Annotated in this window: 8 protein-coding genes and 1 pseudogene; 4 read left to right on the forward strand and 5 right to left on the reverse strand. The window is 62.4% G+C overall.

Going from position 1 to position 17,618, the window contains the following annotated elements; genetic code table 11:
* Positions 1–8: 8 nt before the first annotated feature.
* The 4 genes from ACEN8U_RS21380 to ACEN8U_RS21395 all read right to left on the reverse strand — a co-directional run bounded on the left by ACEN8U_RS21380 (position 9) and on the right by ACEN8U_RS21395 (position 3,363).
* Positions 9–986, reverse strand: coding sequence for a quinone-dependent dihydroorotate dehydrogenase (locus tag ACEN8U_RS21380; protein ID WP_015002739.1), 978 nt, complete (start codon positions 984–986; stop codon positions 9–11).
* 139 nt (positions 987–1,125) lie between these two features.
* Positions 1,126–1,950 carry an arginyltransferase gene (locus ACEN8U_RS21385; protein WP_015002738.1) on the reverse strand — a complete coding sequence of 275 codons (825 nt, stop codon included), beginning with the start codon at positions 1,948–1,950 and terminating at the stop codon, positions 1,126–1,128.
* 108 nt (positions 1,951–2,058) lie between these two features.
* Positions 2,059–2,796 carry a leucyl/phenylalanyl-tRNA--protein transferase gene (gene aat, locus ACEN8U_RS21390; RefSeq protein ID WP_310106410.1) on the reverse strand — a complete coding sequence of 246 codons (738 nt, stop codon included), beginning with the start codon at positions 2,794–2,796 and terminating at the stop codon, positions 2,059–2,061.
* Between the two features lie 21 nt (positions 2,797–2,817).
* Entirely contained in the window at positions 2,818–3,363 is a 546-nt protein-coding gene (locus ACEN8U_RS21395; protein ID WP_013588549.1) for an NUDIX hydrolase, read from the reverse strand.
* Between the two features lie 465 nt (positions 3,364–3,828).
* Between ACEN8U_RS21395 and ACEN8U_RS21400 the strand changes: the two genes are divergently transcribed.
* The 4 genes and pseudogenes from ACEN8U_RS21400 to ACEN8U_RS21415 all read left to right on the forward strand — a co-directional run.
* A complete protein-coding gene (locus ACEN8U_RS21400) occupies positions 3,829–4,038 on the forward strand; it encodes a hypothetical protein (protein ID WP_238558557.1) in 210 nt (69 codons plus the stop codon).
* A complete protein-coding gene (locus ACEN8U_RS21405) occupies positions 4,035–12,554 on the forward strand; it encodes a hemagglutinin repeat-containing protein (RefSeq protein ID WP_413657520.1) in 8,520 nt (2,839 codons plus the stop codon). The genes ACEN8U_RS21400 and ACEN8U_RS21405 overlap by 4 nt, the downstream gene beginning before the upstream one ends.
* Before the next feature lie 210 nt (positions 12,555–12,764).
* Positions 12,765–13,316: a hypothetical protein gene (locus ACEN8U_RS21410; protein ID WP_148281789.1), complete on the forward strand. Its 552-nt coding sequence runs from the start codon at positions 12,765–12,767 to the stop codon at positions 13,314–13,316.
* A gap of 115 nt (positions 13,317–13,431) precedes the next feature.
* Positions 13,432–14,841, forward strand: a pseudogene (locus ACEN8U_RS21415) (hemagglutinin repeat-containing protein); the annotation flags it as partial.
* A 1,450-nt stretch (positions 14,842–16,291) separates the two neighbouring features.
* On the opposite strand, the gene ACEN8U_RS21420 reads toward ACEN8U_RS21415, so the two are convergent.
* A protein-coding gene (locus ACEN8U_RS21420; RefSeq protein WP_413657471.1) for an IS3 family transposase occupies positions 16,292–17,496 on the reverse strand; the annotation gives its coding sequence in 2 pieces (ribosomal slippage) (positions 16,292–17,172 and positions 17,172–17,496; 1,206 coding nt in all).
* Positions 17,497–17,618 lie beyond the last annotated feature (122 nt).

Raw genomic sequence — 17,618 nt, forward strand, 5'->3', positions numbered from 1 at the left:
CCGCGCGCCTAGCGCAGCGCCCCAACGCACTCGCTGATGAGCGCCGGTCCCCGATAGATGAAGCCGGTGTAGAGCTGCACGAGCGAAGCGCCCGCGGCGATCTTGGCGCGCGCGTCGTCGCCGGAAAAAATCCCGCCGACGCCGATGATGGGCACCGTCTCGCCGACTTCGGCGCGCAGCTTGCGGATCACTTCGTTCGACGCGTCGAACACCGGCTTGCCCGACAGGCCGCCGGCTTCGTCGCCGTATTGCATGCCCGTGACGGCCGTGCGCGAGAGCGTGGTGTTGGTCGCGATCACGCCTTCGAAGCGATGGCGCAGGAGCGTGTCGGCGATCGATTTGATCTGCTCGTCGTCGAGATCGGGCGCGATCTTCAGCGCGAGCGGCACGAGCTTGCCGTGCATGTCGGCGAGACGCTGCTGCTTGTCCTTGAGTGCGGCGAGGAGCGCGTCCAGTTCGCCCGCGCCCTGCAGCTGGCGCAGATTTTTCGTATTCGGCGACGAGATGTTGACCGTCACATAGCTCGCGAACGGATAGACGCGCTCGAGGCAGTACAGATAGTCTTCGGCGGCGCGTTCGATCGGCGTGTCGGCGTTCTTGCCGATGTTCAGACCGAGAATGCCGCGATAGCGCGCGGCCTGCACGTTCTTCACAAACTGGTCGACGCCCGCGTTGTTAAAGCCCATGCGGTTGATGACGGCCTGCGCCTGCGGCAGCCGGAACATGCGTGGCCGCGGGTTGCCGGGCTGCGCACGCGGCGTGACCGTGCCCACTTCGATGAAGCCGAAGCCGAGCGCGGCGAGTCCGTCGATCGCGGCACCGTCCTTGTCCAGTCCGGCGGCAAGCCCCACCGGATTGCGGAACGTGAGCCCCATGACCGTGCGCGGCGCGTCCGGCACACGGGCGGCGAGTGCGCCCGCGAGCCCGGTGCGGCCGGCGGCGCCGAGCGCGCGCAAGGTCAGGTGATGAGCGTCTTCCGCGTCCATGCGAAAGAGTTGGGCGCGTATGAGCGGATAGAGGGAACTGAACACGGGACGAAGCCGGGCGGGCCGAAAAATGGGAACCCGCTATTTTACCGGCTTTGCGGTTTCAATGAGATAGGGTGCAAGGAGAGGCACTGTGTGCTCAGGGCCGCAGCGGCCCGCCGCGCCGGCCCTGCAAGCCCGCGCTGGCCGGCGCGAGGTCCACGCCGGCGGGATCGAGCACGCGCCACACGCCGTCGATCAAACCCTCGAGCGGCCTGAAATTGGCCTTGTACGCCATCTTCGGGCTCTCGCGAATCCAGTAGCCGAGGTACACATACGGCAGCTTGAGGCTGCGCGCCTGCTCGATCTGCCAGTAGATGTTGTAGGTGCCGAAGCTCGTATGCGGCAGTCCGGGCTCGAAGAACGTGTACACGGACGAGAGCCCGTCGCCGAGAATGTCGATCATGCTGATCATGCGCAGCAGGCCCGGCGCATCGGGCCGCTCCGGCAGCGGCTCGCGGAATTCGACGAGCCGCGAGTTGATCCGGCTTTGCAGCAGAAACTGCTCGTATTGATCGCGGCTGTCGCGGTCCATGCCGCCGCCCGCGTGCCGTGCGGACTGATAGCGCATGTAGAGCGCGTAGTGTTCCTCGTCGTAGTGAAGCGGCGCGACGGTCGCGACCATGTCGCCATGTTTTTTCCACACGCGACGCTGCGTGCGGTTAGGCTCGAAGCGCTCGACCGGCACGCGCACCGGCACGCAGGCACGGCAGCCGTCGCAATACGGCCGGTAGGTGAACACGCCCGAGCGCCGGAAACCCGCCTTCACGAGCTCGGTGTAGACGTCCGAATTGATGAGGTGACTGGGCGTGGCGACCTGCGAGCGCGCGATGCGCCCGTCGAGATAACTGCACGGGTAAGGCGCCGTTGCATAAAATTGCAGCGCCGAAAGCGGAGATAGAGGCAGCTCGTTGGGATGAGTCACGTTGGCAGCTCTCGAAGCGTCTCTGGTAATGCAAACCCGGCCCGCGTTGCGGCTAGCGTGTCGATCCGCGCATTCGATTGAACGGATCCGGATTCGGCCTGATTCTTCCTACGCCGCTCGCGCAAGCACATCGAGCAACGCGGTCTTGTCGAAGCGCCAGGGAATGCGCGGTGCGTCGACGGACGCGCGAACATGCGCGATGAACGCCTTGCGCGCTATCTCGCGACCGCCGAGCGACGCCAGATGCGACGTGTTCTGCTGGCAGTCTATCATTTCTATTTCGTGACGGCGCAAGTGGCCGACAAGCGCGGCCAGCGCCATTTTCGAGGCATCCGTGACGTTCGCGAACATCGATTCGCCGAAGAACATCTTGCCGAACGACACGCCGTACAGGCCGCCCACGCGCTCGCCCTCGAACCATGTTTCGATGCTGTGCGCATCGCCCGCGCGGTGCAGGGACGTGTAGGCGTCCACGACGTCAGCCGTGATCCAGGTGCCGCGCTGCCCGCGCCGCGGCGCTTGCGCGCACGTGCGCATCACGGCGCCGAAGTCATGGTCCACGCGAATTTCCCACGCGTCGTCGCGCAACACGCGCTTGAGCGTTTTGCGCAGCGACGGCGACACCTTGAACTCGGCGGGGCGCAGGATCATGCGCGGGTCGGGGCTCCACCACAGCACGGGCTGGCCGTCCGAATACCAGGGGAAGATGCCGTGGCGGTAGGCGTCGATGAGCCGCGACGGCAGCAGATCGCCGCTCGCGGCGAGCAGGCCAGGCGCGCCGCTTGCCGCGCCGAGCGCGCGCTCCACGGGCGGAAACGGATCGTCGGGGCCGAGCCAGGGGACCATGCGGAGTCGCTCAGTGAAGGCTCAGCCTTCGCGCAGCGAGCGGAAGATGTCGCCGGTATGCAGCCCGAAACTGCCGGCCGCGCGGTCGGCGAAAAAGAAACGCAGCGTTTGCCCGACGGTGGGAAACGCAATCTCGTCCCACGGAATGTCGCGCTCCTCGAAGAGCTTCACTTCGAGACTTTCCTCGCCCGCGGCGACGTCCAGATCGAGCAGGCGCGCCATGTAGAACAGATGCACCTGGTGAACGTGCGGCACGTTCAGCAGCGAGAACAGGTTCTGCACCTCGACGCGCGCGCCGGCTTCCTCCAGCGTTTCGCGCGAGGCGGCCTCGGCCGTGGTCTCGCCCATTTCCATGAAACCCGCGGGCAGCGTCCAGTAGCCGTAGCGCGGTTCGATGGCACGGCGGCACAGCAGCACCTTGTCGTCCCAAACCGGAACGGTGCCGACGACGTTGCGCGGATTCTGATAGTGCACGGTGCCGCAACTGCCGCACACGAAGCGCTCGCGATTGTCGCCCGGCGGAATGCTCAGGCTGACGCCGTGGCCGCAGACAGAACAGAATTTCATAGGAAGGGGACGAGAAAGAGTGCTAGGAGTTTATCACTCGTGCGGTGCGGTTTTGCGGCGGGTGCGAAGGGCGGGAAGGGCGCGAACCGCGCGGTGAAGGGCGGTGCGGGTGAGCGAGCGAGGGCGACGCGTGAAGGCGGCGGCGCAAGGAGGTTGGCGCAAACCAGAAAACGCTGCTGGTTTAGGGCAGCGCGAATGCCACATCTGTGATGGGCCATCAGGTCAGACCGGAAGCTAACGAAGTTATTACAACCGGCACCGTCGGAAGGTTATGAAATGTAGTCAAAAAGCGACGTAACGATTCGTTTGCCGGCCTGATTCATCGGACAAATCTGAAAATGCCCCCGCATTGACGATCCTTGATACATCGATTCCCGAAGCGCCGCAAGAATCGAAAAAATAATATTCTGCGGGATTGCTTCAATGAATCGGTGTTACCGCCTGGTCTACAGTCGTTCGCGCAACATGCTTATCGCCGTCGAAGAAACGGCCACGGCGGCAGGAAAATCAGAAGAGACCCGCGGGGCAAGATCGTGCGGCGTCCTTCAATCGCTTCGTCGTCTGCTGCCTGTTGCACTGCTGGCGCTCGCGCCCATGCTGTCGTTCGCGCAGATCGTTGCAGGCGGCGCGCACGCCCCGAACGTCATCCAGACGCCGAACGGGCCGACCAGGTGAACATTAACCGTCCGTCTGGTGCCGGCGTGTCGGTCAATACCTACAACCAGTTCGACGTCCCCCAGCGCGGCGCGATTCTGAACAACTCGCCGACGATGGTGCAGTCGCAGCTCGGCGGCATGATTAACGGCAATCCGAACTTCGCAGCGGGACAAGCCGCCCGGGTCATTGTCAACCAGGTCAACAGCGCGAGCGCATCGCAATTTAATGGCGCGCTCGAAGTGGCAGGCCAACGCGCGAACGTGATTCTGGCAAATCCGTCAGGGATTTCTGTCAACGGCGGGACATTCATCAACACGAGCCGAGCGACGCTGACAACCGGCACGCCGAATTACGCCGCGGACGGCTCCGTGTCAGGCTTCAATGTCACGGGCGGCAACATCGCGATCAGCGGCGCAGGCCTGAATGCGTCGAACGTCGATCAGGTCGACCTGCTATCCCGTGCCGTCCAGGCCAATGCCGCGGTCTACGCGAAGACAAACCTGAACGTCGTCACCGGCGCGAACAGCGTCGACTACAGCACGCTCAATGCAACGCCGATTGCGGGCGATGGCGCCGCGCCGGGTGTCTCGATCGACGTCAGCAATCTCGGCGGCATGTACGCCAACCGCATCCAGTTGGTCGAGACGGAACTGGGTGTCGGTATTTCGCTCAAGGGCATCGCGGCCGCGCAATCGGGCGACCTCGTGCTGACCACCGCGGGCAAGCTGGTGCTGGCAGGCCAGACGAACGCGAGCGGCAATATCGTTGCGAACGCACAGGACATCGACAACAGCGGCACGACCTACGCGCAGCAGAACGTCAGCCTGACCACGGCGGGCGCGCTGACGAACAGCGGCATGGTTGCCGCGCAGCAGAACATGACCGCAAGCGCGGGTTCGGTCAGTTCGACGGGCACGCTCGCGGCGGGCGTGAACGGCGACGGCTCGCTCGCGCAGTTAGGCGACCTGAATGTGAACGCGTCCGGCGCAGTCACGGCGACCGGCCGCAATGTGGCCGGCGGCAATGCGAGCGTAAGCGGCGCGGCGGTGAATCTCGCGGGCGCGACGAATTCCGCGAACGGTGCGCTTGCGCTGGCTGCAAAGAGCGGCGACCTGAACCTGTCGGGCGCGACGACGACCGCAGGCGGCACACTCGACACCCGCGTGAGCGGTACGCTCACGAATGATAACGGCGCGATGTCGTCAGGCGGCGCGCAGACCATCACGGCGGGCGCACTCTCGAACCGAAGCGGCCAGATGGTTGCGGGTAGCACACTGACCGAAAACGTCTCTGGCGCGACGAACAACCAGGGCGGCACGATGCAGGCCGCGGGCGCGCTCGCCTCGTCGAGCGGATCGCTCGACAACTCTGGCGGTACGCTCGCGTCGCTGAATGCAGACGGTGTTTCCGTCACGACCACCGGCCTGCTCAACAACGGCGCGGACGGCAGCATTCGGGGCAATGGCGGCGTCAGTTTGCAAGGTGCGCAGATTTCTAACGCAGGTTCGATTACCGCGGTGCAGACGCTGATTGCGCGCGCCGTGCAGACCCTGTTCAACCGCGGCACGTTTGCGACCAATGCGGACATGACGCTTTGGGCCGGCACGACGCTCACGAACGCCGGTCAGTTCGGCGCAGCGCATGTGCTCGCGCTTTCAGCCGCGACGTTCGACAACAGCTGCGGCACAGCGAACGCCAACCAGTTCACGCTGCACGCCGCGAACCTGCTGAATCACGGCGGCACCATCACGCAGACGGGAACCGGCGCGACGACGCTCGACGTGACCGGCACGCTCGACAACTCGGCAGGCGGCACACTCCAGACCAACAGCACGGACCTCGCGATTGCGCCGGCCACGCTGGACAACGACGGCGGCACGATTACCCACGCCGGGACCGGCAAGCTGTCGATCAATGCCGGGAATGGCGGGGGCGCAATCTCGAACGTCGGCGGCAAGATTGCCACGAACGGCCAGGGCGCGATTCGTGGCGGCGCGCTCGATAACACGTCCGGTTCGATCATTGGACAGAACGGCCTGGCCGCGAATGTCGGCGGCGCGCTGAACAATACAAACGGCAAGCTGCTTTCGAACGCCGGTGCGGGCATCACCAGCGGCTCGCTCGACAATAACGGCGGACAGATTGGCGCGGGTACGACGGAAACCATCAGCACGGGAACGCTGACGAATAGCGGCGGCTCGATTGTCGCGCCTGAGCTCGCGCTGACGACCGGCGCGACGCTCGATAACAGCAGCGGCGACATTGAGGCGAACCAGCCCGCACTGACCGCGACGGACCTGCTGAACCGAGGCGGCTCGATTACGCAATACGGCACATCGTCGATGGGCTTCAACGTCAGTGGCACGTTCGACAATTCGAACGGCGGCACGCTGCAAACCAACAGCGCAAACTTCTCGCTCGCGCCCGGTGCGCTCGTCAACGACTACGGCACGATTCTCAACGCCGGTGCCGGCACGCTGACGATTGCACCCGGCTATGGCGCGGGCGTTTTCTCCAACGTCGGCGGCAAGATCATCGCCGCGGGTCAGATCGTCGTGCAGGCGGCCAGCCTGAATAACCTGTACGGCGTGCTCGCGTCACAAGGAAACATCGCGGCGAGCATCGCGGGCGACCTGAATAACACGCAAGGCTCCGTTCGCGCTCTCTCGTCGCTGTCGCTCGGCAGCGGCGGCACGCTGACGAATACCAACGGACAAATCCAGTCAGGCACGGGCGCGGCCGGCGACACGAGCACGCTCGCGATTCAGGCTGCGTCCGTCGACAACACGAACGGCCTCGTCAGTAATCTCGGCACGGGCAACATGACCGTGCAAGGTGGACGCCAGACGGTCAACAGCGGCGGCGTCATGACGGGCAACGGCCAGGTTGCCGTGGATACGTCGGCACTGGTGAACACGCAGAACGGCCAGGTGAGCGGCGCGGGCGTCGCGGTGCAAGGCGATTCCGTCGACAACAGCAGCGGGCAGATCGGCAGTCTTGCCGGGTCGAACGGCGATGTCTCGATTACGACGACGGGCGCGGTCACGAACGCGAACGGCCGGATCGGTGCGACCCATAACCTCACCGTGAACGCCGCGACCCTCATGGGTGGCGGCGCCTATAGCGCGGCGAATGACGTTGCGGTGAGCGTTCGCGGCGATTTTGCGCCCACGCCGGATGTTCAGTTCAACGCCGGTCATGACCTGACCTTCACCTTGCCGGGCACATTCAGCAATAACGCACTGGTCCAAGCGGCGAACAACCTGAACATCAACGCGGGCGATGTCCGGAACAGCGGCGTGATGATGGCGGGCGGCACGCTCGCGACGCACTCGAACACGCTGGAAAACATGGGAACGATGGTCGGCGGCAGCGTCTCGCTCAATGCGACGCAATCGCTGTCGAATACCGGGCCGACTGCGCTGATTGGCGCAACCGACAGTAGCGGCACGCTCGAACTGCTGTCGAACGATATCGAAAACCGCGACGACACAACGACGACTGACACCCAGGCGAGCACGGCAATCTACGGTCTCGGCAAGGTCGTGCTCGCAGGCGGCAAGGACGCGAACGGGAACTACACAAACGCAAGCCTTATCCGCAACCAGTCGGCACTGATTGAGTCGGCCGGCGACATGGAACTGCACGCCGCTCAGGTGACGAACACCCGTATGGCGATGACGACGACTGGGCTGGACCAGCCGGTCGATCCGAACCTGCTGGCCGAACTCGGCATCAGCCTGTCCGGTCGCACCGGACAGGTCGGCGTAAAAGACCCGGACAGCATCGGCGGCGTCTATACCGATCCACCCCACGGCGGGCAATGGAATTCGAGCTACCAGTACACCACCTACACGGGCGTCGCACTCGCGAACCTGATCGCAGGGATCAGCCCGCAGGCGCAGATTGTCGCGGGTGGCAATCTCGACGCGTCGAACGTGGGTCTGTTCCAGAATTACTGGAGCGCAGTCGCGGCAGTCGGCAACATCGCCGCGCCCACGACGCTTGACCAGAATAGCTGGCAGGGTCAGACGGCCCCACAGTTGCAGGTCACATACTCGGGCGAGTACCACTACAACAACTACGACAACACCGAATACGACTGGCAATTGCCTTTCGGCGATGCACCGTTCGTCGGCTCGCGGCCTGGTGGCTACACGCAGAAAGCGCCGGCCGATATCCGCTACTACTCGCTCCCGAGCTATGAATCAAGCTTTGTCGCAGGCGGCACGTTCTCGGGCAACGGCATCAGCATCAACAACACGGCGGGCAATGCCGGCATTCCATCGCTGAATCTCGCGCCCGGTCAGGCCGTGTTGGGCGTGAACATCAACGGTATCAGCGGCAACGCGAGCGGCGGGAAGTCCGGCGCGGCGTTGGTTAATGGCGGCAGCAGCATGGTCGACCCGGCGATTGCGAGCGCCACAGCGCAGAACGTGCTGCACAACCTGTCAGTTCCCCAAGGCGGACTGTTCCATCCCGCGACCGCACCGGGCGCAACCTATCTGATCGAAACGAACCCGGCGTTTACGAACCAGAAAACGTTCATTTCGAGCGACTACTACCTGCGACAGCTTGGCCTGAATCCGCAGACAACGGAGAAGCGCCTGGGCGACGGTTTCTACGAGCAGCAGCTCGTGCGCAACCAGATTACGTCGCTCACTGGGAAGGCGGTACTCGGCCCGTACACCGATCTTCAATCGATGTATCAGGCAATGCTCGACGCGGGCGCGTCGCTGTCGAAGACTTTGAATCTGCCGCTTGGCATGAGCCTGTCGCCGGAGCAGGTGGCGGCGCTGACCAGCAATGTCGTCATCATGCAAACCGAGACCGTCAACGGTCAGCAGGTGCTCGTGCCCGTCGTTTATCTCGCGAAGGCAAGCCAGCGGAACATGAACGGCCCGCTTATCGCGGCGACCGACATCGATATCCAGAACGCGCAGACCTTCACGAACAGCGGCACGATCCAGGCCGGTAACACGATGTCGATTCAGGGCAACCAGATCAATAACGCGTTCGGCACGCTGCAAAGCGGCGGCCTGATGTCGCTGAACACAAAGGGCAATATCGACCTGACTTCGGCAACGGTGAACGCTGGCAGCCTCGCGCTGAATGCAGGCGGCGACCTGCTGCTCAACACGGCGGTCAGGACGGTTGACCAGGTGAGTGCGACGGGTGCTACGCGCACCACGACCACGCTCGGGCCGATTGCGAACCTGAATGTCGCTGGCAATGCGGTCATCGTGACCGGCGGCAACGTTGAGCAGAACGCGGGCAATCTGAATGTTGGTGGCAATCTTGGTATGGCCGTGGGCGGCAACTACGATATCGGCTCGGTGCAGACCGGCGAGCACAAGATTGTCGAGCGCGCGAACGGCGTGTCAAATACGGACATCAACCAGACGAACGGCAGTTCCATCAAGGTTGGCGGCGTGTCGCAGATTGGCGTCGGCGGCGACCTGACGGCCACGGGTGCGAACATCAACCTCGGCGGCGGTGGCGTCGTCGCGGCGAACGGCAACGTAACCATCCAGGCAGCGAAAACCACCTCGACAACCGACAGCAACAGTTCGGGCAGCGACAGCAGTCGCAGCTACGCGGAGTCGCTGCACCGGTCCGACGACACGCTCAGCGCGTCGACACTCCATGCAGGCGATTCGCTGGCGGTGGTGTCGGGCAAGAACATCACCGTGAGCGGCAGCGGGATCGGTCTGGACAAGGGCACGGCGACGCTCGCGGCTCAGGGCGACGTGACTATCGGTGCGGCGACGGAAACGCATGTCGACAACGCGCAGGAGCAGCACAGCCACAGCAATGTCGGCAGCCGTTCTGAGGTCGCCAGTTCGAGCCGCACTACGACGACGCTTTCGCAAGGCAGCACCGTTTCGGCCGATGCGGTCACGATTGCGAGCGGCAGGGATATCAAGGTCGCGGGCAGTACTATCGTCGGCACGAACGACGTGTCGCTCAGTGCGGCGCATGACGTGATGATCACGACGACGCAGGACACGCAGAGCACATCGACTTCGTACCAGAAGCATGATTCGGGCTTCGGCGCGGGCGGCGGTATCGGCATTTCCTATGGCAGCCAGAAGCAGATCGATACGGCCAACACGTCAACTGTGACGAACACGGGCAGCACGGTGGGCTCACTGAACGGCAATCTGAACATCGTCGCGGGGAACGACCTGCATGTGACGGGCAGCGATCTGATCGCGGCGAAGAACGTCACGGGTACGGGCGCGAACGTGGTGATCGACTCGGCGACGGACACGTATCACCACGACCAGACGCAGACAGTGGATAAGAGTGGGTTCACACTCGCCGTGAAAGCGCCAGTGCTCGACGCAATTTCCAATGCGGTCGATCAGGCTCATGCCGCGGGCCATAGCAAGGATGACCGGGCAGCCGCACTGCACGGTATGGCGGCGGCGAGCAGCGCAATCGACGCGGCGAACGGGCTCGGCGCACTGGCACACGGTGCGGCGCCCGAAGTGAAGGTCGAACTCAGTTATGGCACCAGTCACAGCAAGAACACGTTCGCAGAAGACTCGACGACCAGTCGGGGTTCGAATGTTTCCGCAGGTGGCACGGCGGCATTCGTGGCGACGGGTGACGGCACGTCCGGCAGCGGCAAGCTGACGATAGCGGGATCGAACGTCAATGCAACGGACGTGGTTCTCGCGGCGAAGAACCAGGTCAATCTGGTCAATACGACTGATACGGATTCGACGCGCAGCACCAACGCGTCGAGCAGTGCGAGCGTCGGTGTGTCGTATGGCACGCAGGGATTTGGCGTGTCGGCTTCAATGGCGAAGGCCCACGGCGACGCGAACAGCGATGCGGCGATGCAGAACAACACGCACGTCACGGCCGCGAACACAGCGACGATTCTCTCGGGGGGCGACACGAACATCATCGGCGCAAACGTGAATGCGCGTCAGGTCAATGCGGATGTGGGCGGCAACCTGAACATCGCCAGCGTGCAGGACACGATGACAAGCAGCGCACATCAGACCAGTACGGGTGGCGGCTTTTCTATCAGCCAGGGTGGCGGCAGCGCGAGCTTCAGCCATACGAATGCGAGTGCGAACGGCAGCTACGCGGGGGTGAACGAACAGGCTGGAATCCAGGCCGGCGACGGCGGGTTCAACGTCAGCGTCGCCGGCAACACGGACCTCAAGGGCGCGGTGATTGCGAGCGGCGCGGATGCGTCGAAGAACACGCTGTCAACGGGAACGCTGACCTACAGCGATATCGAGAACGCGTCGAGTTACAGCGCGCACACGGGCGGCTTCGGTGGCGGCGTGACGACCGGTGACGGTGGCGCGAACTACGCCACGCACGGCAGCACGTCGGGGACGAACGCGGGCGGCCTCGCCCCGATGCTGAGCCAGAACAATAGCGGTAGCGATAGCGCGACCACGCGCAGCGGCATCAGCGCGGGGACGATCAGCGTGACGGATACGGCCCATCAGACGCAGGACATCGCGAGCCTGAACCGCGACACGTCGAACACCAACGGCACGGTGGTAAAACTGCCAGACGTGAACAACCTGCTGGACCGTCAGGCCGACATGATGGCGGCGGCGGGAGCAGCGGGTGAAGCGGTGTCGCGGCGGATCGGGGACTTTGCAAAGTCGAAGTACGACGAGGCGGCAGCAAACGGCGATCAGGCCGGCATGGATGCGTGGAAGGAAGGCGGGACAAGTCGCGCGCTGATGCAAGCAGCAGGCGGGGCGCTCGTGACAGGACTCGCGGGCGGCAACGCGCTCGGCGGTGCGGCGGGCGCGGGGATCGCGTCGATTGCAGCAGGCAAACTCAACGAACTGAGTGGTGCAATCGCCGGTTCGGATCCGACAGGCAATCCCGATATCAACAAGGCGCTCGGCAACATTGTTTCAAACGCAATTGCGACGGGCGCGGGAGCTGCGGTAGGCGGCGATGCAGGCGCGACCTCTGCTTACAACGTTGACCGCTTCAACCGGTCGGAGCACGATGACACGAACGGTAAGCAACCTAGGAAGGATCTGGTTACGCAGGTTTGCCCAGCCACTGGAACCTGCAATGAGGCGACACTCAACGCGGCGATTCGGGCGCAAGGCGACCTGAACCAGGCAGTTAGTCAGACGCCAATTATGGCCGCCGTATCACCAAACTATGCAACGGTGGGCGGCTCGGTTCTGTCGGGCACGGCTGGCGGCGCAGTAAATTTATTTGATGGGGCTATCTACGCATCTGCGGGGGTCTCACAAATGCTTCCCGCAGCGTCGTGGACGCCGGGTATCGCCGGCACATTAGGATGGATCTTTGGCGCGCATAGTGCAGACGCAACGAACGATTTTCTGAATGGCGACGGCAACCAATTTTCTGTTTCAATACCGACACCATTCCGGGTTAATCTGGTAGCGGCTGTTACTCACGCTTATGGTGGAGGAACGGCAGTTGAAGTGGGCATCGGCTCGGCTGGAACAATTGCAGCAGGTGTGACCCCGTGGAGTCACTCGACTCCTGTGTTGAACAAAAAACAGTGAGGTCAAGCATGGTCGGGCTTCCAGGTCCTTCGGACGATCAGTACCGAAAATTCTCCCGGAAGGGAAAACTAACTTATTGGTGTGCAGTGGCACTGGTGTTTTCTGCGATTACCACACTTTGGATCGTGAAAATTCTAAACAGTTGACGACTGCAAATTCCGGGTTATTCGGTGAGCCGACTGTGGGTTCTCGCGAACCAGCGGATTGCTCGTGTCGTTCAGTGAGGCAGACAACAATGAAAATCAAGCCAGCAATATCAATACTTGTCGCTGTCATGTCGCAGCGTGCTCGAATCTTCCTGATACGCGCATGGAGTGGATGAAACGAAAGTTCATCGACGTGGATACCGTTATGACTGGCGATGCCGCCGCACTGATGCCAAACATGTATGGCACGTACAGAGTTGTTGGAAAGAGCAACAAGGTCAATCCAAACATCAGTCAGATCAAACTGACACGTAGCGAAAAGGGCAATCCCGTCCTCAGATTTTTCGACAAAAGTGGAAAAGAATTTGAGTCCTGGAGTACCCCGCAAGAGTGCTATGGAAGAAAGTCGGAATCCGGGGCATTTTCCAGTCTCCTGTGTGGAAGATTGGGCGATCGAAAGGGACGCGGACAATTTGAGCTATCCAAAGAATCTTCGGATTCACTAAGAAATATCTATCCGAAGAATCTTCCGATAACAGACAACGCCTACCACTATTACTCGTACGAAGGCTTCGGGTCGCCCATTGTGGAAATGTCTTTGCAAAAGACCGAGTAGTAACCGCCAGTGTCACCAAGTGCCGAAAAGACCATGCTTGGAGCGCCGGCAATGATGCGCCGGTCGTTCGGGCCAATCCTTGCGTGACGTGCAGAATCAGAGTTTCGGAATCACTATGAAAATCAAAACGAGGCCGGGCAGCGACGGCAGTCGCAGCTACGCGGAGTCGCTGCACCGGTCCGACGACACGCTCAGCGCGTCGACACTCCATGCAGGCGATTCGCTGGCGGTGGTGTCGGGCAAGAACATCACCGTGAGCGGCAGCGGGATCGGTCTCGACAAGGGCACGGCGACGCTCGCGGCTCAGGGCGACGTGACTATCGGCGCGGCGACGGAAACCCATGTCGACAACGCGCGGGAGCAGCACAGCCACAGCAATGTCGGCAGCCGTTCCGAGGTCGCCAGTTCGAGCCGCACCACGACGACGCTTTCGCAAGGCAGCACCGTTTCGGCCGATGCGGTCACGATTGCGAGCGGCAGGGATATCAAGGTCGCGGGCAGTACTATCGTCGGCACGAACGACGTGTCGCTCAGTGCGGCGCATGACGTGATGATCACGACGACGCAGGACACGCAGAGCACATCGACTTCGTACCAGAAGCATGATTCGGGCTTCGGCGCGGGCGGCGGTATCGGCATTTCCTATGGCAGCCAGAAGCAGATCGATACGGCCAACACGTCAACTGTGACGAACACGGGCAGCACGGTGGGCTCACTGAACGGCAATCTGAACATCGTCGCGGGGAACGACCTGCATGTGACGGGCAGCGATCTGATCGCGGCGAAGAACGTCACGGGTACGGGCGCGAACGTGGTGATCGACTCGGCGACGGACACGTATCACCACGACCAGACGCAGACAGTGGATAAGAGTGGGTTCACACTCGCCGTGAAAGCGCCAGTGCTCGACGCAATTTCCAATGCGGTCGATCAGGCTCATGCCGCGGGCCATAGCAAGGATGACCGGGCAGCCGCACTGCACGGTATGGCGGCGGCGAGCAGCGCAATCGACGCGGCGAACGGGCTCGGCGCACTGGCACACGGTGCGGCGCCCGAAGTGAAGGTCGAACTCAGTTATGGCACCAGTCACAGCAAGAACACGTTCGCAGAAGACTCGACGACCAGTCGGGGTTCGAATGTTTCCGCAGGTGGCACGGCGGCATTCGTGGCGACGGGTGACGGCACGTCCGGCAGCGGCAAGCTGACGATAGCGGGATCGAACGTCAATGCAACGGACGTGGTTCTCGCGGCGAAGAACCAGGTCAATCTGGTCAATACGACTGATACGGATTCGACGCGCAGCACCAACGCGTCGAGCAGTGCGAGCGTCGGTGTGTCGTATGGCACGCAGGGATTTGGCGTGTCGGCTTCAATGGCGAAGGCCCACGGCGACGCGAACAGCGATGCGGCGATGCAGAACAACACGCACGTCACGGCCGCGAACACAGCGACGATCCTGTCGGGTGGCGACACGAACATCATCGGCGCGAACGTGAATGGCCGTCAGGTGAATGCAGATATCGGCGGCAACCTGAACATGGCGAGCGTACAGGACACGATGACAAGCAGCGCACATCAGACCAGTACGGGTGGCGGCTTTTCTATCAGCCAGGGTGGCGGCAGCGCGAGCTTCAGCCATACGAATGCGAGTGCGAACGGCAGCTACGTGGGGGTGAACGAACAGGCTGGAATCCAGGCCGGCGACGGCGGGTTCAACGTCAACGTGAAAGGCAATACCGACCTGAAGGGAGCGACGATTGCGAGCACGGCGGACGCAGCGAACAATAACTTCTCAACCGGTACGCTCACGTTCAGCGATATCCAGAACAGTTCGAGCTACAACGCGCATTCGGGTGGTATTGGCGGCGGCGTGACATTGGGTGACGGTGGTTCGAACTACGCCACGCACGGTAGTACGTCGGGTACGAATGCAGGTGGCGTCGCGCCGATGTTGAGCCAGAACGACAGCGGCAGTGATAGCGCCAGGACGCGCAGCGCGATCAGCGCCGGCACGATCAGCGTGACGGACGCGGCCCACCAGACGCAGGACGTTGCGAGCCTGTCGCGCGATACGACGAACACGAACGGCACGATCGCGAAATTGCCTGATGTGAACAATCTGCTCGACAGGCAGTCCGACATGATGGCGGCGGCGAGCGCGGCCGGCGAAGCGGTCTCGCGGCGCGTCGGCGATTTCGCGCAATCGAAATACAAAGAGGCAGAGGCGAACGGCGATCAGGCCGGGATGGACGCCTGGAAGGAAGGCGGAACTGCCCGCGCGGAAATGCAGGCGGCGGGCGCGGCTATCGTGACCGGGCTCGCGGGCGGTAATGCCGTGGGCGGCGCTGCGGGCGCGGCTATCGCGTCCATCACGGCGGGCAAGCTGAACGAACTGAGAGACGCGATTGCCGGTGCGAATCCGACCGGAAGCGCGAGCGCGAACGAGGCGCTTGGCAACATCGTCGCAAACGCGATTGCGACTGGTGCAGGCAGTGCGATTGGCGGGAATGCAGGAGCGGTTTCGGGGTATGACGTCGATCGGTTCAACAGACAGTTGCATCCGGATGAAAAAGCGGCAATAAAGAAGCTGGCCAACGGCGACCCTAACGAGGAACATCGCCTCGAAGCGGCGGGATGTGCGTTGGTACATTGTGCGGCGGAATACGCGCCCGGTACGGCCGACTATGCGAAGTATTCGGCGCTGGAGCAGGAGGGCACAGGTTATACATCCGAGCAGACGCAATTGAGAGACTACAACGGGACGTCATTCTCGACGGCTGGCTATGGCGGCATGGTGAGACAAACGTCGGGTAGCAACCAGTTCAAATACAGCGCGGATGATGCAAAGTCTGACAACAATGCATTTGTTTCGGATGTGCTTGCTACCCAACCGGGTAAGCTTGATTACGTAGCTATTGCTGGATCAGCATTCGGTGGTTGGACTTGCCCCCGCATGACCGGACATGCGGTCGCGCTTAGGTTGGTGAATTTGGTCGCTGGCGAAACTCGCGCGGTGAGCAGTATTTCAGGGCGCTGTGCGGATGCGACTCGTTGTAGTGGTCAAACGCGATGGCCAGGTTCTGCAACGCGGTTCTCGCGTCCGGCTTGGGCATCCACGAGACGTAGTCTCTCTTCATCGTTTTGACGAAGCTCTCGGCCATGCCGTTGCTCTGCGGACTTCTGACCGGCGTCGTGATGGGTTTCAGGCCCACTTTTTTCGAGAACGTCAGCGTGTCCTCGGCAATGTAGCAGGAACCGTTGTCGCTGAGCCATTCGATTTCGTTGTCGGCTTTCAGCGCACCATCGAAACGGTTTTCTACAGCCTGAAGCATCACATCACGCACCATGTCTCCGGTATAGCCTCCAGTGGTCGCAGCCCAGCTCATGGCTTCCCGGTCGCAGCAGTCGAGTGCAAAGATGACGCGCAGCGGCGAGCCGTCATCACAACGGAATTCGAAGCCGTCCGAGCACCAGCGCGCATTGCTCCGGTCCACCGCGACCCTGCCGTCGTGTCGGCGCGTTGACTGGGCATGGCGCGGGCGGCGTTCGAGCAGCAGACCGTGGGTATGCATGACCCGATAAACCCGTTTTGCATTAACGCGAGGCTGCCCCTGTGCGTCCCGGTTTCGCCGTAGCAGGGCCCAGGTGCGCCGGTAGCCGTAAGTTGGCAAATCAGCGACCAACTCCTGGAGCTCCGCGACGAGCGGCATGTCGTCACGGGCGGGCGTCTTGCGCCTGTCGACCCATTCAGCGTCGCGCTTTGATTTCACCGCGAGATTCGAGCGCGACACACCCAGGACTTCGCAGACCGTCTTCATCGGTCGTCCCCCGGCAGCAATGGTGAGCGCGCAATCAATTTTTTTGCCCGGCCGTACTCCACTGCTTCGCGGAGGATTTCCACTTCCATCGTCTTCTTGCCCAGCAGTCGCTGGAGTTCACGAATCTGCTTCATCGCTTCGGCCAGGTCGGACGCCGGCACCACCTGCTCGCCGGCACTGACTGCTGACAGGCTTCCGTCCTGATAGAGCTTGCGCCAGGCGAACACCTGGTTTGCATTCACCTGATGACGACGGGCAACTCCGGAAACGCTTGCTCCGGGCTCGAAGGTCTCGCGCACTATCGCGAGCTTCTCCTCGACAGAGCGCCGGCGGCGCTGTTCGGGCTGGGTCAGAACTTCAATCGGTTCCACGTTAGAGCTGGGCTTAAACATAGGCGTAAGACTACCTCAAAGTTTAAGCGTTACCTCGTGTCCGGTTTTCGCGGGGGCCGGCCCAAATAGACAGAAGACAACAGCAACTTACA

The organism is Paraburkholderia phenoliruptrix, from assembly GCF_047325075.1.
Lineage (GTDB): Bacteria > Pseudomonadota > Gammaproteobacteria > Burkholderiales > Burkholderiaceae > Paraburkholderia > Paraburkholderia phenoliruptrix.